The 21,010-nt window shown below is 29.7% G+C and carries 20 protein-coding genes; 4 read left to right on the top strand and 16 right to left on the bottom strand.

What is annotated here, in order from left to right; all coding sequences use genetic code 11:
* The first annotated feature begins 71 nt into the window (after positions 1 to 71).
* Positions 72 to 1,541, top strand: a complete 1,470-nt coding sequence (locus P8F83_RS01710; RefSeq protein WP_315110111.1) for a nicotinate phosphoribosyltransferase — start codon at positions 72 to 74, stop codon at positions 1,539 to 1,541.
* A 22-nt stretch (positions 1,542 to 1,563) separates the two neighbouring features.
* On the opposite strand, the gene P8F83_RS01705 is transcribed toward P8F83_RS01710, so the two are convergent.
* Positions 1,564 to 1,773, bottom strand: coding sequence for a hypothetical protein (locus P8F83_RS01705; protein WP_073017804.1), 210 nt, complete (start codon positions 1,771 to 1,773; stop codon positions 1,564 to 1,566).
* Between the two features lie 107 nt (positions 1,774 to 1,880).
* On the bottom strand, positions 1,881 to 2,210 hold the full coding sequence (locus P8F83_RS01700; RefSeq protein WP_021802869.1) for a hypothetical protein: 330 nt from the start codon (positions 2,208 to 2,210) through the stop codon (positions 1,881 to 1,883).
* Positions 2,211 to 3,128: 918 nt separating this feature from the next.
* Here P8F83_RS01700 and perR point away from each other — a divergent pair.
* Entirely contained in the window at positions 3,129 to 3,542 is a 414-nt protein-coding gene (gene perR, locus P8F83_RS01695; protein ID WP_021802870.1) for a transcriptional regulator PerR, read from the top strand.
* Positions 3,543 to 3,569: 27 nt separating this feature from the next.
* Here perR and P8F83_RS01690 read toward each other — a convergent pair whose 3' ends face one another.
* Entirely contained in the window at positions 3,570 to 4,772 is a 1,203-nt protein-coding gene (locus P8F83_RS01690) for an ABC transporter substrate-binding protein (RefSeq protein ID WP_326513175.1), read from the bottom strand.
* Between the two features lie 110 nt (positions 4,773 to 4,882).
* Here P8F83_RS01690 and P8F83_RS01685 point away from each other — a divergent pair, with 110 nt between their 5' ends.
* Positions 4,883 to 5,815, top strand: a complete 933-nt coding sequence (locus P8F83_RS01685) for an FG-GAP repeat domain-containing protein (protein ID WP_326513174.1) — start codon at positions 4,883 to 4,885, stop codon at positions 5,813 to 5,815.
* A gap of 141 nt (positions 5,816 to 5,956) precedes the next feature.
* Here P8F83_RS01685 and P8F83_RS01680 read toward each other — a convergent pair whose 3' ends face one another.
* From P8F83_RS01680 to P8F83_RS01630, 11 genes are all read right to left on the bottom strand, one after another.
* On the bottom strand, positions 5,957 to 6,571 hold the full coding sequence (locus P8F83_RS01680) for a hypothetical protein (RefSeq protein ID WP_326513173.1): 615 nt from the start codon (positions 6,569 to 6,571) through the stop codon (positions 5,957 to 5,959).
* 122 nt (positions 6,572 to 6,693) lie between these two features.
* Positions 6,694 to 6,957 carry a hypothetical protein gene (locus P8F83_RS01675; RefSeq protein WP_021802874.1) on the bottom strand — a complete coding sequence of 88 codons (264 nt, stop codon included), beginning with the start codon at positions 6,955 to 6,957 and terminating at the stop codon, positions 6,694 to 6,696.
* A gap of 60 nt (positions 6,958 to 7,017) precedes the next feature.
* Complete coding sequence (locus P8F83_RS01670) at positions 7,018 to 7,230, bottom strand: hypothetical protein (RefSeq protein ID WP_326513172.1); 213 nt, start codon at positions 7,228 to 7,230, stop codon at positions 7,018 to 7,020.
* A 57-nt stretch (positions 7,231 to 7,287) separates the two neighbouring features.
* Positions 7,288 to 7,674, bottom strand: a complete 387-nt coding sequence (locus P8F83_RS01665; protein WP_073017816.1) for a hypothetical protein — start codon at positions 7,672 to 7,674, stop codon at positions 7,288 to 7,290.
* A 173-nt stretch (positions 7,675 to 7,847) separates the two neighbouring features.
* A complete protein-coding gene (gene yihA / locus P8F83_RS01660) occupies positions 7,848 to 8,447 on the bottom strand; it encodes a ribosome biogenesis GTP-binding protein YihA/YsxC (RefSeq protein WP_073017818.1) in 600 nt (199 codons plus the stop codon).
* Entirely contained in the window at positions 8,437 to 10,776 is a 2,340-nt protein-coding gene (gene lon, locus P8F83_RS01655) for an endopeptidase La (RefSeq protein WP_326513171.1), read from the bottom strand. The genes yihA and lon overlap by 11 nt, the downstream gene beginning before the upstream one ends.
* A 153-nt stretch (positions 10,777 to 10,929) precedes the next feature.
* Entirely contained in the window at positions 10,930 to 12,612 is a 1,683-nt protein-coding gene (gene lonB / locus P8F83_RS01650; RefSeq protein ID WP_326513170.1) for an ATP-dependent protease LonB, read from the bottom strand.
* A gap of 128 nt (positions 12,613 to 12,740) precedes the next feature.
* Entirely contained in the window at positions 12,741 to 14,030 is a 1,290-nt protein-coding gene (gene clpX / locus P8F83_RS01645) for an ATP-dependent Clp protease ATP-binding subunit ClpX (RefSeq protein WP_021802880.1), read from the bottom strand.
* A 26-nt stretch (positions 14,031 to 14,056) separates the two neighbouring features.
* On the bottom strand, positions 14,057 to 14,656 hold the full coding sequence (gene clpP, locus P8F83_RS01640) for an ATP-dependent Clp endopeptidase proteolytic subunit ClpP (RefSeq protein WP_021802881.1): 600 nt from the start codon (positions 14,654 to 14,656) through the stop codon (positions 14,057 to 14,059).
* 172 nt (positions 14,657 to 14,828) lie between these two features.
* Positions 14,829 to 16,118: a trigger factor gene (tig, locus tag P8F83_RS01635; RefSeq protein ID WP_073017826.1), complete on the bottom strand. Its 1,290-nt coding sequence runs from the start codon at positions 16,116 to 16,118 to the stop codon at positions 14,829 to 14,831.
* Between the two features lie 228 nt (positions 16,119 to 16,346).
* Positions 16,347 to 17,183: a hypothetical protein gene (locus P8F83_RS01630; protein WP_326513169.1), complete on the bottom strand. Its 837-nt coding sequence runs from the start codon at positions 17,181 to 17,183 to the stop codon at positions 16,347 to 16,349.
* A gap of 139 nt (positions 17,184 to 17,322) precedes the next feature.
* Between P8F83_RS01630 and P8F83_RS01625 the strand changes: the two genes are divergently transcribed.
* Positions 17,323 to 18,147 carry an MBL fold metallo-hydrolase gene (locus P8F83_RS01625; protein WP_326513168.1) on the top strand — a complete coding sequence of 275 codons (825 nt, stop codon included), beginning with the start codon at positions 17,323 to 17,325 and terminating at the stop codon, positions 18,145 to 18,147.
* A 147-nt stretch (positions 18,148 to 18,294) separates the two neighbouring features.
* Here P8F83_RS01625 and P8F83_RS01620 read toward each other — a convergent pair whose 3' ends face one another.
* The gene (locus tag P8F83_RS01620; protein WP_326513167.1) at positions 18,295 to 20,238 is read right to left on the bottom strand and encodes an ABC transporter permease; all 1,944 of its coding nucleotides are present in this window, start codon (positions 20,236 to 20,238) and stop codon (positions 18,295 to 18,297) included.
* Positions 20,231 to 20,998, bottom strand: a complete 768-nt coding sequence (locus P8F83_RS01615; RefSeq protein WP_073016439.1) for an ABC transporter ATP-binding protein — start codon at positions 20,996 to 20,998, stop codon at positions 20,231 to 20,233. Before P8F83_RS01615 ends, P8F83_RS01620 begins: the two co-directional genes overlap by 8 nt.
* Positions 20,999 to 21,010 lie beyond the last annotated feature (12 nt).

Here is a 21,010-nt window from a genome sequence, read left to right as displayed (position 1 = left end):
CTATATTGTAATAATTATCTTATAGGGTTACAATAATTTTATATTATTTTTTAGTAGAGGACGGTACTAATATGACTAAAGTTTTTGATGTTAAAAATGATAGAAATCTTACTATGCTTACTGATTTTTATGAATTAACTATGGGTAATGGTTACTTTAGTAATGATATCTATGATAAAGTAGCATATTTTGATATGTTTTTTAGAAGAGTTCCAGATGGCGGTGGATACTGCATTATGGCTGGAGTTGAACAATTAATTGAATATCTTAGTAACTTAAGATTCAATGATGATGATATAGAATATCTAAAAAGTAAAAATATATTTTCTCAAGATTTTTTAAATTATCTTAGAAACTTTGAATTTACTTGTGATGTATGGGCTGTTCCTGAGGGAAACCCTGTATTTCCTAATGAACCTTTAGTTACTGTAAAGGGACCAATAATCCAAGCACAATTTATTGAAACTATGATATTACTAACTATAAATCATCAAACATTAATAGCTACTAAAGCTAATAGAATATGTAGAGAAGCTGGTGGAAGGCCTGTAATCGAATTAGGTTCTAGACGTGCTCAAGGATACGATGGTGCTATATATGGTGCAAGGGCAGCAATGATAGGTGGATGCACATCTACAGCATGTACAATAGCAGAGCAAATGTTTGACATTCCAGCTTCTGGTACTATGGCCCATAGCTGGGTACAACTATTTTCTACAGAATATGAAGCTTTTGCAGCTTGGGCAAAAACTTACCCAGATAATTGTGTTTTCTTAGTTGATACTTATAATGTAATTAAATCTGGTATACCTAATGCTATAAAAGTATTTGATGAAATTCTTACACCTCAAGGTTATAGACCACGAGCTATAAGAATTGACTCAGGTGATATAACTTATCTTTCTAAAAAATGCAGAAAAATGCTTGATGATGCAGGATATCCTGATTGTAAAATAATCGTTTCTAACTCTCTTGATGAATACATAATTAGTGATGTTCTAAAGCAAGGAGCAACTATAGATATATTTGGAGTTGGTGAAAGATTAATAACAGCTAAAAGTGAACCTGTATTTGGTGGCGTATATAAATTAGTTGCTATTGAAGAAAACGGAGAAATTATTCCTAAGATAAAGATTAGTGAAAATGAAGAGAAAATTACAAATCCAGGTTTCAAAAAACTTTATAGAGTTTTTGATAAAAACAGTCATATGGCTATCGCTGACCTAATTGCTTTAGGAAATGAAAACCTTGATGAAAATGAACCTTTAGAGTTATTTAATCCTATCCACACTTGGAAAAGAAAAAAAATAACTAATTATTATCTTAAAGACATGAGAGTTCAGATTTTTAACAAAGGTAAAAGCTGCTACTCTTCTCCATCAGTTATGGATATAAGAGACTTAGTAATTAGTGAAAGTGCTAAATTATGGCCGGAAGTTCTAAGATTTGAAAATCCACATACCTACTATGTAGACTTGTCTGAAGACTTATGGATACTAAAACAAGGATTACTTCATAAATATTCAAATATGTATAAATAAAGAGGATGATAAATCATCCTCTTTATTTATACACAGATATTTTAGGTAAATCTAATGAATTAAATTCTTCTTCATAGTTAAACCTATCAAAAGCACTCATGGATATATTTTTAACTTCTACTAATTCCTTAAACGGACAAATCTCATCTGCTTTTAGTCCATCATGAATAGGACATTCAGAATAACAGTTAATTTTCTCCCCATTTATTGACCAAAATGGACACTGACTCATATTCATACCCCCATACCCGTAAAGGTTTCCACTTTAAATAATGTATTTTAATTATTAAATTATTTACTGATTATATTACCAGTAAATAATTTAATTTTTATTTTTATCTATTTTTTAAAATTTGTATTTTTAACCACAGATATATTTATTATCTCATTTTGAAAGGCCTTAAGAAGGGCTTTCTCTAAAACTTTTTCTTGATCAAAATTCTCTATATCTCTGCAAACAGCAAATACCTTATTTATCTCTCCATCAACATTTCTATATGTAAGAGTTACATTAGGATTGTTGTATTCTACATCAATGATCTTAAGTCCCCAAGAAATTTGTGCAAAGTCTTCATCTGTTTTAAGATAAGTTAATTCTTTTAATTTCTTTTTTTCTACGTTTTCATCATTGACTATTATTAATTCTTCTCCAACTTTGTATTTTGCCATAACTTACACCTCCTGTTTTCATTATCTGATGTCTAGCCACTGTAACACTCCCATCTGACCTAAAGGAGAAAGTGAACCACACAAAATCAAAGATTTTGGTTCTCTACTTTTCTATTAAAGTGGGAGATAACAGTGGCACGCCCCTAGATTAGTTCAACTAACCTTCAGTGAGAGATTAAACCTCCCTCTGAAGCTAAGTTTCACTTTATAGAATAGTTTACCATTGTTAAATATTTCTTTCAACACCTAAATAAAGCATAACTCTAATTTATAACATATTTATTATAAATTTAACATTTTCAGTAATTTCACTTTATCCTTGTACAAAACTTCTCATTTAAAAATATTGTATTATTTTTAAATTTTATGTTGTTTTTTATACGTATATACTTTATTATTTTATATTGAGTATAAAAAATTTCCAGTAGAATTAGTTGTCGTAGATTTTACTAATGCATGTGATTATCTATAATAACTAATTAATCTAATGCAGTCACTACGTGACGTGCTACAGGATAATAAATGACTCTAATGAAGCTGAGAACAAAATGACTCTAATGAAACTTTTAAAATCAAAAGTTTCTACAGGTCAGTAGTGCGCTTCTACAGTAATAATAATACTAAATGACTTTAACGAGGCTTGAGAAAAAGCCTCTACAGCAATAAGGTGTGTAAAACAAAAAGAACAGTAAAACTGTTCTTAAAGTTAAATGAAATAAAATGAACATGGATTTATGAGGATTGTTAATTGTTTAACAACCATGTTTTTATTTTATCAAACTTTTCGTAGTAATACAAGCATTTTTTTATATTATTTGAAATTTATTTCTCTTTATGAATAAATTATTAATAAATAAGAATTGACAATAAATAATAATTATCATATAATATAATTAATTAAATTCAAGGATGGTGACCATGGATAATATAACTTCTATTTTCAGAGAAAAAAAGCTTAAACTAACACCTCAAAGAATTGCTGTTTATAAGTACCTAAAAAGTACACATGAACATCCTTCAGCAGAAGTAATCTACAAAGCCCTTCAAACTGAATATCCTACTATGAGCCTGGCAACCGTATACAAAGCATTAAAAACTTTAGTAGAGGTTGGTCTTGTTCAAGAGATAAATGTTGGCGAAGGCAATTTTAGGTATGATGGTACTTTAGGACAGCATCCTCATGTTCAGTGTGTTGAATGTGGTAGAGTCGATGATTTAGATACCTTAGACTTTAGTTCACTAAACACTGAAGCTGAACAAAACTCAAAGTACAAAATACTTTCAAACAAAATTTATTTCTATGGTGTTTGTGAAGAATGCCAAGAAAAATAAAGCTACTTTTTAGGTAGCTTTATTTTTTTACTTAATAATATCATTCCATTCATTACCGTTATATTTGCCATTCATTACTTCTTTTAACTTTTCTTTTAGGCTTGATAAATATTTCTTAGGAATATTATAAAAGTAGAAAACATTATTTTCATTTGCGTTAACAATGTTTTTTGCCATAGCTCCTCTTACCCCTTCTAAACTCATATCTAAGTTTTTATTAGCAACTATTATTCCTTCTTTTGATAAGTCAGAATACATATCTTCTTTAACTAAATATCCCAATAACTTTCTTGAAGAATCCTTATTTTCTCCTTCAGCATAAAGAGATATCATCGCACCTAATCCTACAGGGGAAAACATTGTGTTTTCAGTCAAATTAATATTTGATATACTTTTTATTGAATTAACTTTTTTTATGTTTTTAGATAAAAATGATGTACCTATTAATATAGGTATTTCTTCATTTTCAAGTTCTTCTATGTTATGTTCTGAACCTTTATAAAAGTTAGTTAGGTTAAATTGTTCACTAGAAACTATTGAATTCATTATAGAAAACATCTGCTGCATAGATTCTAGCTTTTTATAATCTTCTTCACTATCTCCATAAATATCTTTTAATTGAGATGATACTAATAAAAAGTTAGCTATATAGGATGATAATGCTAACTCTAGACTAACCTCCTCAGGTAGAATATAGGGGATTTTTATGTTTTTATCCTTTAAAGTTTTTAATAAATTTAACATATCTGCTGAATTTTCTGGGATTTTTATATTAAGTTTTTCGAGAACCGTAGGGTTATATAAAAAATCTATTGTGTATGGAAAAGCACCTATACCATAATATTTATCCTTTAATCTTCCACTTGATGTATTTATATTATAAAAATTTTCATTATACTTTTCCTCTTTTATTATCTCATCTATTGCTTGTAATTCATTTTCCTTAAATATTTCTATAAAACTACTTCTAGTAGTTATCAATATATCTGGAGACAAATCTTTATTACTAATTGCATCCTTAATATTATCTTTGGTTATTATCTGTAGATTAATCTCACTATTACTTTCCTTAAATTTATCTAATATTTTATTTAAATTATCCATAATAGGTATACTATTATTCTCTACTAAAACAATAACTTCTTTATCTCTACTCTTGTCAATTTTCTTGCAAGCTACTGGCATAAACCCTAAAATTAATACAAGCAAAAAACAAATATATTTCTTCATATATCACGCCTCCTTTAATAAATATTTTGCTCAATATTAATTCCTTCATACTATTTATATTTAGAATAAAATCCTTTCGCCTTCATATAATTCTATTGAGGTGATTATTAATGAAGTTTAAAGTTATTTTTCTAACTAAGAGAAATATATATATAGCACTTTTTTTTATATTTACTTTTTTATCGCTTTTGTTTATATATAGTCTCTTTTCACAAAAATCTTATGATGAAACTTCTATGGTAATGGCAAAAAAGGATATAGAAAAAGGAGTTAAAAAAGATTTTAATGGAGATGGAAATGAGGACATTTTATACATTACGACTAAAGAGGATAAGTATTATGCTAGTATAAATATTAAAGATAAAAGCTACATGTTGTCTCCAGACAAACAAATAGGCTCCTTAGGAAAAGAATATCCTTATTGGGGAATGAGACTTTTCATACGTGATATATCTCGAGATGGTATTCCAGAAATTTTTCTTCAATCATCTCAAGAAGGTACACCTATTTCACATATTTTTAGATGGAATGGTACTGGTTTTGATGATATTCATTTCTCCAAAAATAACATTATAGGGATTCTTAATTCAAAAAATAATAAAACACCAAAAGTATTTTCTGGATCTATTGTTAATGGAGTATTTTCTTTTGAAAGTCATATGCTTATAGGTAGTAATTTTAAAGATATAACCTATGAAAACTCTCCTGTTCCAGGTAAAGATGAGGTTATTAAATTTACAGATCTTGTAGAAAATCCTTATGAACCTTCTGAGCTTCCTAATATCTTTAGTAGCTCCATATCAAGAAATGACACTGCTTTATTGTGGAAATTAGAAAAAGAACTCTATAGCTATAACTTACAGGATGCCTTTTTTGTAGACACTGACTGGGATAATAATGGAAACATATCATCAGTTATGTGGGAACTTAACTTTAAAAAGACAGATAAATCAAAATCTAAAGCTAATGAATCTATAAGTATACGAATTTCTTTAAAATATTCAGATAATAAATATAATATATCATCCATAGCTTATTCATAAATATAAAAGGCCGCTAAAGCGGCCTAAAAAGGGGGATGGGGGGTTTAGTTATAATAAGTTAAACTTACTATAACAAGGAGATAAATCTCCTTATAACTGTAGTATTACCTTCTTGTCATATTCTATTCAATATGTTTCATATTAATCATAAAATTTTCCTTTTTCATAAAGATCAATAACTCTATCTATAAACTTTACTCTTTCAGGATCCACAATTCTTCTCATTGCTTTCATCATTTGCATATTTCTATCATCATCAGTAACTTCTTCAGTACTAGCTTCACTGAAGTTTACATTTTCATTATAAACTGAATTATCCGAAAAATTATTGGAGCTATTTCCTCCCATATTACCTAACCCCATCATGCTTATTATATTTCCTATATCTCCTAATCCACCTAAACCACCAAGTCCTGCTAAATTTCCTAAATTGCCTAGACCGCCCATATTACCAAGGCCTCCTAGGTTGCCCATATTTCCCATACCGTTTGCATTTCCCATATTCCCCATATTAGGTGCGCTATTATTCATATTAAACATATTTGCAAGATTTGCAAAATTATTCATATTAAAGCCTTCTCCACTCATTCCAGCCAATAAACTTGCAATTTGTCCCATATCAAAATTGCCACCTAGCAGGTCCATTAATTGATTTGGATTAAATCCCATAGGATTCCCCATAGGATTCATATTATTGGGCTGCGCTTGAGGATTAGGTATATTCTCAGATCTATTTCGATGTCTTCTTCTTGACATTAAGTTTCCTCCTACATATTGTTAGATAGATATGTATTTTTATATGTATAATTAGATATCTATATGTATGTATTTTTATATGTGAATATTTTTTTGGAGGGCTTTGCCCTCCAACTATTATACTAAAATCCGAAACCTGGTGCTCCTGCTCCAGCTCCTACTCCAGAACCTCCACAAAGCCAGAACAATAAAATTAATATAAATGCTCTGTCATTGCACAATACTTCTGGTTTGCAAAGTATAATTAATAACACTATAAGTGACCAAATATTATTTCCACCAAATCCGCAACCACCACCATATGGAGCTACTCCAGCACTCATATAAGGATTAACTGCTGTTTGATAGCAATACTCATATTCATCACAATGACGATGTTTACTCATACAAATCGCTCCTTTCAATTGTATCTTTATACTATTTTTCTTCTAAAGTTATTCTTTATATTAGCAGAAGTTATTATTATTGTTTCCTCTTCCACAACCACAGAAGAATATTAATAATATTATTATCCACCATATTCCATTTCCACCAAATCCACATCCACCGAATCCACCGAATCCGCCTGGGTATCCGCCTCCCATTGGGTATCCGCCCATTGGATAACCTCCCATTGGATGTCCGCAACATGGATCAGGTTTACAACAACATTTACTCATATATTTTTCCTCCTAAATTCAAGTTATTTTATTTTTTTATCGAATAATGTTTTTAGATTAAACACAAACGTTATTATTATCATTGCATCCGCAGCCATTGTTTCCGAAACCTCTTCCACAACCACAGAAGAATATTAATAATATTATTATCCACCATGAATTAAATCCACAGCCAGCACCTTGTTGAGCTGCATATGGTTGATACATTGGCATACTTCCGCAGCAGCACTTATTCTTTTTGCATTTACACTTACAAGTATAGGTGTCTCCTACTGGAGCATATCCTTGATATCCGCCAGGGGCACCAGCTCCAAATCCGCCACCACAGCCGCTACCAAATAGTATAAACAACAGAATTAACCAGATCCAACTTCCGCCGAACCCATTATTGTTACAGTTATCCTTTTGTCCGCCTAATCCATTTAAAATTTCATTAATTTCCACAGGAAAATCCTCCTCTCGTTTTTAAATAATTAAGATTTTATAGTATATACTATTCTGGAATTCAAAAAGTTGCTACAAAATATTGGAATATTATAGATTATATGGAATATATATTTATATACAACAAAAATCCCATTCTAGGTCTTAACCTAGAATGGGATTTTTTATTTTTATTACTCTTCTGATTCTTCTACAATTCCACCAAACACAAAATCTATTAACTCATCTCTTCTTTTTTTATTAAGTGAGGAAAAGAAAAACAGCTTATCTTCTTTTCCTAATTTTAAGGTTTCTTTTATTATCTTCTCACTTTTCTTAAGATCATTATTAGAAAGTTTATCGCTTTTAGTTGCTACTATAACATAATCATATCCAAAATGTTTAGTCCACTCAAGCATTGTAATATCATCACTCGTTGGTTTATGCCTACAATCTACTAATAAAACAACTCTTTTAAGTTCTTCTCTATCATTGATATATAACTCTATAGTTTTACCCCAACTTGCTTTTTCCGTCTTAGATACCTTAGCATATCCATAACCAGGTAAATCCACAAGATAAAATTCTTTATTTATAAGAAAAAAGTTTATTAATCTAGTTTTTCCTGGGGTTTGACTTGTTTTCGCTAACTTTTTTCTATTAGTTATTGCGTTTATAATTGAAGACTTTCCTACGTTTGATCTTCCTACAAAAGCTACTTCCGGCATCCCATCTATAGGATATTGTTCTCTTTTTACTGCTGATATTATAAATTCAGATTGTTTAATATTCATTTAATTCAACTCCAATTAATGCATGTTCTAAAACCTCTTCCACTTTAGTCGCAAATATAAATTTTAATTTACTCTTTATAGTTTTAGGGATTTTATTAACATCTTTCTCATTTTGCTTTGGTACAATTACTGTGTCAACTCCAGCTCTAAATGCTGCCAAAGCTTTTTCCTTTAGCCCGCCTATAGCAAGCACTTTTCCAGTTAATGTTATCTCTCCTGTCATTGCAACATTGTGCCTAACCTTTTTGTTAGATAACGCACTTACAAGCGCAGTTATCAATGTAACTCCTGCTGAAGGACCATCTTTAGGTACAGCCCCTTCTGGAACGTGTATATGTATATCCTTTTCTTTATAGAAATCTTCATTTATATCATATTCACTAGCATGAGCTCTAACATAAGAATAAGCAGCCCTTGCAGACTCCTTCATTACATCTCCTAATTGACCTGTAAGTTCCAGTTTTCCAGTACCCTTCATAACTACAACCTCTACAGGAAGAGTATCTCCACCGTAAGCAGTCCAAGCCATACCTGTTACCACTCCAACTTGATCGTCTTTTCCAATCTTATCATAAGTAAAAATCTTGTTTCCTAAATATTTTTCTAAATTACCTGTGTTAATAGAAACACTATTTTTGTTTTTTTCCATTATGTCAGTAACTGCTTTTCTAGCAACAGTTCCTAACTTTCTTTCAAGATTTCTTACTCCTGATTCTCTAGTGTAATATTCAATTACATCTTTAATTACAGACTCACTTATCTTAAGCTTATTCTCATCTAAATTATGTTCTTTTAAAACTTTTGGTAATAGATATTTTTTAGCAATATTGAACTTTTCTTCATATGTATACCCAGAAACCTCTATTATCTCCATTCTATCTAATAATGGTCTTGGAATAGAATCTAAAGAATTAGCTGTAGTAATAAACATAACTTTTGATAAGTCCATATCTAACTCAATATAATTATCTCTAAAATTAGAATTTTGTTCTGGATCTAAAACCTCTAACAAGGCATCTGATGGGTCCCCTTTAAAATCTCTACTTACCTTATCTATCTCATCTAATAATATTAATGGATTTTTTGATTTTGCATTTTTTATACCATATATTATTCTTCCTGGAATAGCCCCAACATAAGTTTTTCTGTGACCTCTAACCTCAGCCTCATCTCTTATTCCACCTAATGATATTCTAATAAAGTTTCTATTAAGAGATTTTGCTACTGATTTAGCTATTGATGACTTTCCAACTCCTGGTGGCCCTACTAAACATAAAATAGGCCCTCTTAAACTGTCGCTCATCTTCTTTACAGCTAGATATTCTATTATTCTCTCTTTTACATCACTTAATCCATAATGATCTTCTTCTAATATCTCTCTAGCTTTAGTTAAGTCTAAATTATCTTTAGTTGATTTGTTCCAAGGCAACTCTAATATCCAGTCTAAATAAGTTTTAATAACTGAACCTTCTTGAGAATAAGAAGATGAATTTTTTAATCTATTTAACTCATAAGTAGCTTTTTCTTTCACTTCTTTTGGAAGTTTTGCTTTTTTTATTAAATTCTCATATTTCTCTATCTCAAGTTTTTCTTCAATATCTTCACCTAGTTCTTCTTTAATTACCTTTAGCTGCTCTCTTAAATAATATTCCTTTTGAAGTTTATCAATTTTCTTCTTAACTTTAAAACCAATTTTTTTTTCTAATTTTAAAACTTCTATTTCATTTTTAACTATTACTAAAAGCTTTTCCACTCTTTCTTTAATATCTAAAGCTTCTAATATCTCCTGTTTAATTTTATGCTTTAACATTAAATAGGACGCAATTATATCTATAACTCTACCTGGCTCATCACTTTCATCCATGTCATAAACTTCATCAGCCGTCTTATTATTTGACAAATCTAAAAACTCACTAAAATCATCCATTAGTTTTCTTAAGGATGCAAGAAATTCCACATTATCTTTATACTCATCATTATTGTCATAAATAGATTCTATATTTCCTTTAATATATTTATCCCTATTTATAAACTCTACTAATCTTCCTCTTTCTATACCTTCAACTAATACTCTTACGGTATCTCCTGGCAACTTCAAAAGTTGTTTTACTATAGATATAGTTCCAACATTATATACATCGCTAATCTCTGGATCATCTATCTTAGCATCCTTTTGTGATACTAAAAATATCTCTTGTTTATTTAGCATAGCTTCTTCCAATGCAGCTATGGACTTCTCTCTTCCAACATCAAAATGAATCACCATATTAGGGAATACAGTTAAGCCCCTAAGTGGAATAAGAGGAAGAAGTTTAACCTTTTCACTCATTTAAATTTCCTCCCTTTAAAGATTGTACTTCTCTAGTTAAATAATTATACACATAAACCTCTTATTTTTCAACAATTTTCAATCTGTTAAGAGTATGTTTGTTCTCTAAGCAGAAAAAATCCACCTAAAATCTAGATGGATTTTTCTTTTTAACTAAAAGCTCTCATTACCCTCTGCGTATAATACTTCAATACTTACATTATCATCTTTCTTTTGAGAATAATCTTTAAATAAAGCTACTTCCAAAACTTCTTTAATATTTTCTACTGGAACTATCTTTATGCCCTCTATTTTCTCTAAGCTTTCATCATAATTATCTTTTGGAATTATAACAGTTGTAGCTCCAGATTTTTTAGCCGCTAATATTTTTGCACTTACTCCTCCTATAGGCTTAACCTTGCCTATTAATGATACTTCCCCAGTCATAGCAACCTTATTGTCTATTGGTATTCCATTAATAGCGCTATAAACTGCACAAGTTATACTTATTCCGGCTGAAGGTCCATCTACTGGAGTACCACCCGGAAAATTAACATGAATATGATAGGATGAACAATCTATTTTAAAAATGTTTTCTAAAATACTTAATACATTTTGTACAGAGCAATGAGCATTACTCTTCCTTCTTATTTTTCTATTATTACTGCTTATTTCCTCTTCTTCAACTATACCAGTAATTTTAACATTTCCTTTTTCCTTATCAACCTTTTTAGCTGTAGCCTCAATCTCCATCAAGGTTCCTAAATTTGATCCATATACAGCTAACCCATTTACAATTCCTACTTGAGGTTTATCATATATTCTTTTATCTCCGCGTTCTGTATACTGCCCATTTTCAATTACCCACATTACATCTTTAACAGTTACGTTTTTCCTATCTTCATTTATAGCTAAACCCGAACATAACTGAACAATATTAACAACTTCTCTTCCATTTGTGCAGTATCTTGAAATTTTATTTAAGCTTTCTTTATCTATAGTTAGATTTATTTTATTAATAGCATTTTGAGCTATTACTTGTATCTCTTCCTCATCTAAAGCCCTAAAGAATATTTCTACGCACCTTGATCTAATTGCAGGCGCTATCTCCTCTGGACTTCTAGTGGTTGCACCAATTAACCTAAAATCTGCTGGCAACCCATTGTCAAATACTTCTTTAATATACACAGGCATATTAGGATCCTCTGCGCTATAATACGAAGAATCTAGAAATACCTTTCTATCCTCCAAAACCTTCAATAATTTATTAAGCTCTGTGGAGTGTAATTCACCTATTTCATCTAAAAATAATATACCTCCATGAGCCTTAGTTACAGCTCCTGGTTTAGGTTGAGGTATCCCTGCAATACCCATAGATCCTGCCCCCTGATATATAGGATCATGTACAGAGCCTATTAAAGGGTCCGCTATCCCTCTTTCATCAAATCTTATTGTAGTAGCATCAACTTCAACAAACTTAGCTTCATTGCTAAATGGAGTATTTCCTTTAGTTTTTGCATATTCTAATACCAATCTTGCAGCTGCAGTTTTACCAACTCCAGGTGGACCATAAATTATTACATGCTGAGGATTAGGACCACATATCGCTGCTTTTAATGCCATTATTCCTTTTTCTTGACCTATCACTTCTTTAAATTCTTTAGGTCTACTTTTTTCAGTAAGTGGCTCACTTAATTTTATATTTCTCAGCTTATTAAGGTTCTCCATTTCCTTTTTACTTTCTTTATCTATAACCACTCTTTGATTACGAGTAGTTTTAGAATTTGTAACCACATGCATAAATAAAACAAGGATCAATATTATTTGTAGAAAGACCATCACATTAATACTTTCCATTAATTACCCTCCCTTCTTTACATTGTTATTATTGACTGTCTTATACAATCCTATTCTAAAATTTTGTTAACAAATTCTAAAAAAAGAAAATAAAAAAAGCCTCTATATAAGAGACTTTTAATATAGCATTAAGCTGTTTCTACATCTTTACCTTTTTTAAGTTTTTTACTTTTCGCTTCTTTAATTTTAGATTCCCCTATGATAATTGTAGGCTCTTCTTTAGATATTATTGATTCTTTAGTTATTACAACTTTAGCAATATCATCTCTTGAAGGTATCTCATACATTATGTTTGTCATAGTATCCTCTATAATAGCTCTAAGTCCTCTAGCTCCAGTACTTCTCTTTATTGCTTCATCTGCAATAGCTCTTAAAGCTTCTTCGTCAAATTCTAATTCAACATTATCATATTCAAATAGCTTTTTGTACTGTTTAACTAAAGCATTTTTAGGTTTACTTAAAATACTTATTAATGCACTGTGATCTAAAGACTCCAATGTTACAACTATAGGAAGTCTTCCTACAAACTCTGGAATTAATCCAAACTTTAATAAATCTCCTGGCATTACATCTTTTAGAAGTTTACCTACGTCCTTATTAGTTTTTGAAGTTATTTCTGCTCCAAAACCTATAGAACTTCTTCTTGTTCTCTTTTCAACAAGCTTATCTATACCATCAAATGCTCCACCACAAATAAATAGAATATTAGATGTATTTATTTGTATAAACTCTTGATGAGGATGCTTTCTGCCACCTTGTGGTGGTACAGAAGCTGTAGTTCCTTCTAATATTTTTAAAAGTGCCTGTTGAACACCTTCTCCTGATACATCTCTTGTTATTGAAGGATTTTCTGATTTTCTAGCGATTTTATCAATCTCATCAATATAGATTATTCCTTTTTCTGCTCTTTCTACATCATAATCGGCGTTTTGAATAAGCTTTAAAAGAATGTTTTCTACATCTTCTCCTACATAACCAGCTTCAGTTAAAGTTGTTGCGTCTGCTATGGCAAAAGGAACATTTAAAAATTTAGCAAGAGTTTGAGCTAAAAGAGTTTTACCTGATCCAGTAGGCCCTAAAAGTAATATATTACTCTTTTGAAGCTCTACATCAGTTTCCTTTTCTTTTGCATTAATTCTTTTATAATGGTTATAGACAGCAACTGAAAGTGATTTTTTAGCATCTTCTTGACCTATTACATATTCATCTAAATGACTTTTAATTTCTAATGGTTTAGGTAATTCTGTAGATGTCAGTATTTTAGGTTCTTCAAATTCATCTGCAATTATTTCAGAACAAAGTTCTATACATTCATCACAGATATAAACTCCTGGACCAGCTATCAATCTTTTAACTTGATCTTGATTTTTTCCACAAAAGGAACACTTTAGTTGCTTCTTATCATCAAATTTTGCCATCCAATACACCTCTCTAAAATAGTCAATTATTTTTCTTTAGCAGTTTCTATTTTTCTAATAACCTTATCTATTAAACCATATTCCATTGATTCTTCTGCAGTCATGAAATAATCTCTTTCAACATCTGCATTTATCTTTTCTAATGGCTTACCTGTATTTTCACTTAATATTTTATTAAGAGTTTCTTTTGTTCTTAAAATTCTTCTTGCATGGATATCAATATCAGTAGCCTGACCTTGGAATCCACCAAGTGGTTGATGTATCATTATTTCACTATTAGGAAGTGCAAATCTTTTACCCTTAGCTCCTGATGATAGTAAGAATGCTCCCATGGAAGCAGCCATTCCTATACATATAGTTGAAACGTCAGATTTTATATATTGCATTGTATCATAAATTGCCATACCGGAGGTAATAGAACCACCTGGGCTATTTATGTATAAATATATATCTTTATCAGGATCTTCACTTTCTAAGAATAATAACTGTGATACAACTAGGTTTGAAGTTACGTCGTTTACTTCTCCACTAAGCATTATTATTCTATCCTTTAATAATCTAGAAAAGATATCGTAGCTTCTTTCTCCTCTACTTGTTTGTTCGATGACATATGGTACTAAACTCATTCTAAATCCCTCGCTTTCTATATACATTACCCTTTTAGTTATAATATATCCAATTTATATAAAAGTAATTATATTAAAATTATATAAAACTTTTCATCATTTGTTAATTACTATATTGAAAATAATTGCCAGAAATATTGTTTCTGGCAATTATATCTTATATACTATTTTATTATTTTACTTTAGCATTTTCAACTAATAATTTTATTGTTTTTTCTACTAATACATCATGCTTTAATACTGACTCTTGAGCTTTTAATATTAAATCAGCCATTTTTTCAGAATCTTCAGCTGAGTACATCTTAGCAACTTCTTGAGCTTTTTCTTTTAATTCATCTTCTGATACTTCAAAGTTTTCTGCTTTAGCTATAGCTTCTAATACTAAATCAGTTTTAACTTTTCTATCAGCAGTTTCTTTCATGTAAGATTTCATCTTTTCTTCATCATTACCTGTGAATTGATAATATTGCTCTAAAGTTAATCCTTGATATTGTAATCTTGTTTCAAGATCTTTAACCATAGATTCTAATTCTTTCTCTACCATTACTTCTGGTACATCGATTTTAGCATTATCTACAGCTTTATTTATAACAGCTTCTTCAAATTCTCTTTTTTCTCTATCTGCATTAGCATCAGCTATTTGCTTTCTTATATCTTCTTTAACTTCTTCTATAGTGTCAAATTCAGATACTTCTTTTGCAAACTCATCATCTAATTCAGGCATTTCTTTAGCTTGAATAGCTTTAATAGTTACTTCAAATTTTGCTGGTTTTCCATTTAATTCTTCTTTGCCATAGTTTTCTGGGAAGTTAACATTAACATCCTTGCTTTCTCCTATAGCTAAACCAACTAATTGATCTTCAAAATCTCCAATGAAGCTTCCTGAACCTATTTCTAATGGGTAATCAGTTCCTTCTCCACCTTCAAATGCAACATCATCTATGTATCCCTTGAAGTCAATAACTGCTATATTTCCTTTTTCAACAGTTCCTTCTTCTTTAGTTTCAACTCTAGCATTTTTTTCTTGCATTGAAGTTAGTCTCTTTTGAACTTCTTCTTCAGAAACTTCATAAGCTACTTTTTCAACTTCTACGCCTTTATATTCTCCAAGTTCAACTTCTGGATATACAGTAACTTTTGCGGTATAAACAAGTTCTTTTCCTTCTCCGACTTCTAATACGTCGATTTCTGGATAATCAACTGGTCTTACATTATTATCGTTTAAAGCTGTTGAATAAGTTTCATCTATAACTATATTTATAGCATCTTCATATAAAGCTTCCATACCATAATATTTTTTTACTATTGCCATTGGCACTTTGCCTTTTCTAAATCCAGGAACATTAAACTTCTTTTGATTTTTCTTAAAAGCTTTATTTAAAGCTTCGTTAAACTTCTCAGCAGTAGCTTTTATCTCAAGTTTAACTACGTTTGTTTCTATTTTTTCCATTTTAACTTCCATTACATTTTCCTCCTAATTTCTTCGCCTTTAGAAAATAGTTCTTATTTAACTAGGTTATTATAACATACAAACTTTTAATATATCAAATATTTTAGGAAAAGTTTCTAAAATAAAGCTATAATAAAGCTATATAACCTTAATTTCCCTATAAGAATTCCAAAAACAAAGGGATGAGATTAACCCATCCTATTTTCAAATAGCAATATGTATTTTAATTATATCCATGATTTACAGATTTGATACGCTTCCGTTATTCATCAATAGATATTTTTTTTCATCCACTGTTACTTCTAATTTATTGTCAGTTAAATTCCCAAAGGAAATGTTTTTTCCTTTTAAGCCCCAGATAGCAGTATGATTACCGTTTGAAGTATCTAATATCCATACATATGTATCTATATCACCAGTTTTAAAATATGGAAGATAACTTAAATAAGCTACATGAGAATCATCTATAAATCTTCCATCATTTGCCCATTTATATCCTTGATACCTCTTTATTATGTCATCTTTATTAAAGGTTTCTCCAGCTTTAGAAACATATTGAGTTTTTGTTACTATTGTTTCTGCTCCATTTATATCAATAAGCTTAAGATCTTGAGTTGTAATATCTGTAGCTATTATACTTTTTCCTGAAGGGCTTACATAGGCTGTATTACTGTTTTGAAGGCCTGTAACTAGCTTATATTGCTTATTATCTCCTTCCCCTTCATATAAAGCTTTTGCAGTATCACCATTCCCAAACTTAATTTCTACAGCTTGTTCTTGATCCTGAGGATTATCAACTGGTTTTTGATCAGTAATATTTTCTTCTTTATTGCTATCTTCTATAACCTCTGTTTCTTCTTCTTTTGAAGTAGCTAACTGATTTTCATTAGCTTCATCTTTTTTGTTGAATATAGAGGAAATTCCATCTTTTGCCTTAGTTATATAAGTATTTAAATTGCTTCTAAAAGCAAAAATCCCTACAATTATTACTAAAACAAAGATTAGTGAAAATATTCTTCTACGTCTTCTTTTCATCTTTATTTCATACTCTCTACTAAAAATACTAGGTTTTCCCAAATTTCTTCCCTCCTAGGTTTTTATTTCAACAAATATATTATACCTTATAGTGTATAAAATTAATAATACATTTTGTAAATTTTATATTTATGTTATATAATTATTGATAACTTTATTATTTAAGGTTATCGGAGGTTTTATGTGTAAAATAAATTTTTTAGGAACAGGTAGTGCTATGGTTACGAAATGTTTCAATACTTGTTTCACTATATCAGATGAAAATAATGAGCATTTTTTAGTTGATACAGGTGGTGGAAACCTTATATTAACTAATTTAGAGAAGGCTAGAATACCCTTAAACAAAATTCATAATATGTTTTTGTCCCATTCTCACAATGACCATATTAACGGAATAAGCTGGATTATTCGCGCTATAGCTAGTGAAATTTCTAACGAAGTTTATGAAGGAAACTTAAATGTTTATGGACATAAAGAGGTTTTAGAAACAGCAAAACAACTATGTACTATACTTTTAAGCGAAAAAAACACTAAATTCTTTGACAATAGAATTAAATTTATTGAAGTAGCTGATAAGTTTAATATAGATATTTTAGATTTTAATGTAACTTTCTTTAATATTAACAGCTCAAAACTAAAACAATTTGGTTTTGCTTTTAAGACTTTAGACAATAAAAAGGTGGTCTTTTTAGGTGATGAAGGTTATAAAGATGATTTATTCGATTATTGTAATGATGCTGACTATTTAATTCATGAAGCTTTTTGCCTTTATGAGCAAAAAGATATCTACTCACCATATGAAAAACATCATTCTACAGTAAAAGATGCAGCTGAAATCTCTGAAAAGTTAGGAGTTAAAAACCTAATCTTAATACATACAGAAGATGATAATTTAGCTAATAAAAAAGAATTCTACTCTGCTGAGGCTAATTATTTCTTTAGAGGGAATGTTTTTGTACCAAAAGATTTAGAAACTATCTCATTAGTTGATGAGGTTGTTGAATAATAAAAGATTATAAAGCTTAGCATTAATAAGTGCTAAGCTTCTTTTTTATTTAATATTTGTAATTGTAATTAACTGAAGTCTAAAATCTTCAGAAACTTCAAAATAAAAGCGATAATTTAAACTTTAGATCTTCAAAGAACAACTTATTTATTCAACAATTTTGTAGTAAGCTCTTGCAGTTAAACTGAATACTATTCCATAAATTATAACAAACACTAGTATTGTTGCTAATGTAAGCCACATAAATAGATTAACATTTGTAATGTTTAGCACTTTAAGAATCTTAGTTATCATTGGGAATGCAAAACCAACGTGTATTATTGCTGTAATGAGGGGTAGAAAAAATACCATAAGTATTTGTCTACTAATAGTTTTCTTAATCTCAGCTTTGCTCATTCCTACTTTTTGCATTATATCAAAACGTTCTTTATCATCATATCCTTCTGAAACTTGTTTATAATAAATGATAAGTACTGTTGCCATTAAAAATAATGCTCCTAAAAATACACCTATAAACAACATACCTCCATAAAATGAAAAGAACTCCTCTTTAACTCCAGCTGCACTATCAACAAAAATATCAATTCCATTTTTACTAAAGCCCTCTCTAATTTTATTAGTTAGTGTAACTAAATCATTTTCTGAACCATTAACATCCATTTCAAGATCATAAAATTTATTACCTTCTACATTGGGTAAATCTATATTATTTACGAACAAAAAATAATTGTTACCTAAGTCATCTCCGTCACTTTCAAATTCCTCTATAGGTTTATCTAATGCTTTTTTTATTTTAAAAACCTTATTTTCTATAGTAATACTGTTTTTATCAAAACCATCTACATTTGAATAAAAAACTGCTTCATCATCTTTAAGGCTTATGTTTTCCCCTGTTATTCTGTTGTAATCAGAAATAGAAATAAGATTTATACCATGTAAATCATTTGAAAAACCAGATTTATTTACAACTTGAAAGTTTTCGTTATTTTTTTCAGTATTAAATTCGTTATTCCAATAATTAAATCTTTTATCTAAATTTATATTAGTATTTTTTAATTCAGCATCTATTATTTCATTTATATTTTTAGCCTGATCCTCTGTAATTTTGTTACTGCTTATCATTATCTCTCTAGGATACCTATTTTTTATAGCATCATCCACACCTAAATAAAGAGAAACGGTTGTTGATATCATCACAAGTACACAAGTGCTTAAAATACAAATGTTCGCAAGACCAACTGCATTTTGCTTCATTCTATACATCATGCCTGAAACAGAAATAAAATTAGTTGTCTTATAGTAAAATCTCTTATTTTTTCTAAGTATTTTTAAAACCGCTATACTTCCTGCTGTAAAAAGTGCATAGGTTCCTATCATAACTAATATAACGGCAATAAAGAAACTTCCTAAAGCTGCAACTGGAGATTTAATAGTTAATGCAATTACATATGCACTAATAAGAGCTATTAATCCTACTAAAGTCATTAACCATTTTGTCTTAGGTTCTTTTTCTCCAATCTCATTACCTCTTAATAATTCTATAGGTTTCAAAATTTTTATTTGAATCAAATTAAATAATAAATTAGCTACAAAGATTCCTACAAAAACGGTCAACGTAAATAAAATAGATTGTACTGATAACTGGAATCCAAAAGCTACCTTAAAATTCAGAATCTTTAGTAATGCTAAAAACATAAGTTTATTTAATATAATACCTGAAATCAGTCCAAATATTAGGCTGAAAAGTAAGGTATAGATAAACTCAAAAAACAATATTTTAGAGATATGCTTTTTCTCTAGACCTAACACATTATATAATCCAATCTCCTTTTTACGCCTTTTTATTAGAAAACTGTTTGTGTAGAAAAGAAATATTGCTGAAAATATCCCTATTACTATAGTTCCAAATTGAAGTGTGTTTTTTACTGCAGAAGCTCCAGGTCCTTTTTCTATACCCTCATTCATTGAAAGTGCATGCATTATATAAAACATTGAGATAGTGCATATGCAGGTTATTATAAAAGGCAAATAGGTTTTACTATTCTTTTTTATATTTATAGCTGCAAGTTTTGGGTAAAAGAGTTTATTCATTCACCACACCTCCAGTTGCAATAACTGTAAGGGTATTTGAAATCTTTTCAAACATCTCCTCATTTGACATTGAACCTTTATAAAGCTGATGAAATACTTCCCCATCTTTAATAAAAAGAACTCTTCCAGCATGACTTGCAGCTTTTGTACTATGGGTAACCATAAGTATTGTTTGACCTTCTTTATTGATGTCAGAAAATAACTTCAAAAGATGATCTGTAGCTTTAGAATCAAGAGCCCCTGTTGGTTCATCTGCTAAAATAAGCTGCGGATTTGTAATTAAAGCTCTAGCTACTGCTGCTCTTTGTTTTTGTCCACCAGATACTTCATATGGGAATTTATTTAATATATCCTTTATGCCTAATTTCTCAGCAATTGGAGTTAATCTTTTCTCCATTTCATCATAGGACTTTCTTGATAAAACAAGTGGTAGAAATATATTATCTTTTAAAGAAAAGGTATCAAGTAAGTTAAAATCTTGAAATACGAATCCTAAATTTTCCCTACGAAATGCAACTATTTCACTTTCTTTAATAGAAACTACATTTTTACCTTGAAGTAAAATCTCTCCACTGGTAGGTTTATCTAAGGATGCAAGTATATTAAGTAAAGTAGTTTTTCCAGAACCAGATTCACCCATTATAGCAACATATTCACCTTCTTCTACAGAAAATGTTACATTGCTAAGAGCCTGAACTTGGTTACCTCCAAATCTAGTTGTGTATATCTTTTTTAAATTATTTACCTCTAATAATTTCATAAAACTTCCTCC

Origin of the sequence: Clostridium intestinale, from assembly GCF_035905475.1 — a bacterium.
GTDB classification, from domain to species: Bacteria; Bacillota; Clostridia; order Clostridiales; family Clostridiaceae; genus Clostridium_T; species Clostridium_T intestinale.
Note: the sequence above shows the minus strand (reverse complement) of the source record. Positions and strands in the feature narration are given on the sequence as shown.

Excerpts from the sequence above, each read along its gene's own strand:
- P8F83_RS01710 (WP_315110111.1), top strand. The coding sequence starts at position 72 with ATGACTAAAGTTTTTGATGTTAAAAATGATAGAAATCTTACTATGCTT.
- P8F83_RS01705 (WP_073017804.1), bottom strand. The coding sequence starts at position 1,773 with ATGAGTCAGTGTCCATTTTGGTCAATAAATGGGGAGAAAATTAACTGT.
- P8F83_RS01700 (WP_021802869.1), bottom strand. The coding sequence starts at position 2,210 with ATGGCAAAATACAAAGTTGGAGAAGAATTAATAATAGTCAATGATGAA.
- perR (WP_021802870.1), top strand. The coding sequence starts at position 3,129 with ATGGATAATATAACTTCTATTTTCAGAGAAAAAAAGCTTAAACTAACA.
- P8F83_RS01690 (WP_326513175.1), bottom strand. The coding sequence starts at position 4,772 with ATGAAGAAATATATTTGTTTTTTGCTTGTATTAATTTTAGGGTTTATG.
- P8F83_RS01685 (WP_326513174.1), top strand. The coding sequence starts at position 4,883 with ATGAAGTTTAAAGTTATTTTTCTAACTAAGAGAAATATATATATAGCA.
- P8F83_RS01680 (WP_326513173.1), bottom strand. The coding sequence starts at position 6,571 with ATGTCAAGAAGAAGACATCGAAATAGATCTGAGAATATACCTAATCCT.
- P8F83_RS01675 (WP_021802874.1), bottom strand. The coding sequence starts at position 6,957 with ATGAGTAAACATCGTCATTGTGATGAATATGAGTATTGCTATCAAACA.
- P8F83_RS01670 (WP_326513172.1), bottom strand. The coding sequence starts at position 7,230 with ATGAGTAAATGTTGTTGTAAACCTGATCCATGTTGCGGACATCCAATG.
- yihA (WP_073017818.1), bottom strand. The coding sequence starts at position 8,447 with ATGAATATTAAACAATCTGAATTTATAATATCAGCAGTAAAAAGAGAA.
- lon (WP_326513171.1), bottom strand. The coding sequence starts at position 10,776 with ATGAGTGAAAAGGTTAAACTTCTTCCTCTTATTCCACTTAGGGGCTTA.
- lonB (WP_326513170.1), bottom strand. The coding sequence starts at position 12,612 with ATGGAAAGTATTAATGTGATGGTCTTTCTACAAATAATATTGATCCTT.
- clpX (WP_021802880.1), bottom strand. The coding sequence starts at position 14,030 with ATGGCAAAATTTGATGATAAGAAGCAACTAAAGTGTTCCTTTTGTGGA.
- clpP (WP_021802881.1), bottom strand. The coding sequence starts at position 14,656 with ATGAGTTTAGTACCATATGTCATCGAACAAACAAGTAGAGGAGAAAGA.
- tig (WP_073017826.1), bottom strand. The coding sequence starts at position 16,118 with ATGGAAGTTAAAATGGAAAAAATAGAAACAAACGTAGTTAAACTTGAG.
- P8F83_RS01625 (WP_326513168.1), top strand. The coding sequence starts at position 17,323 with ATGTGTAAAATAAATTTTTTAGGAACAGGTAGTGCTATGGTTACGAAA.
- P8F83_RS01620 (WP_326513167.1), bottom strand. The coding sequence starts at position 20,238 with ATGAATAAACTCTTTTACCCAAAACTTGCAGCTATAAATATAAAAAAG.
- P8F83_RS01615 (WP_073016439.1), bottom strand. The coding sequence starts at position 20,998 with ATGAAATTATTAGAGGTAAATAATTTAAAAAAGATATACACAACTAGA.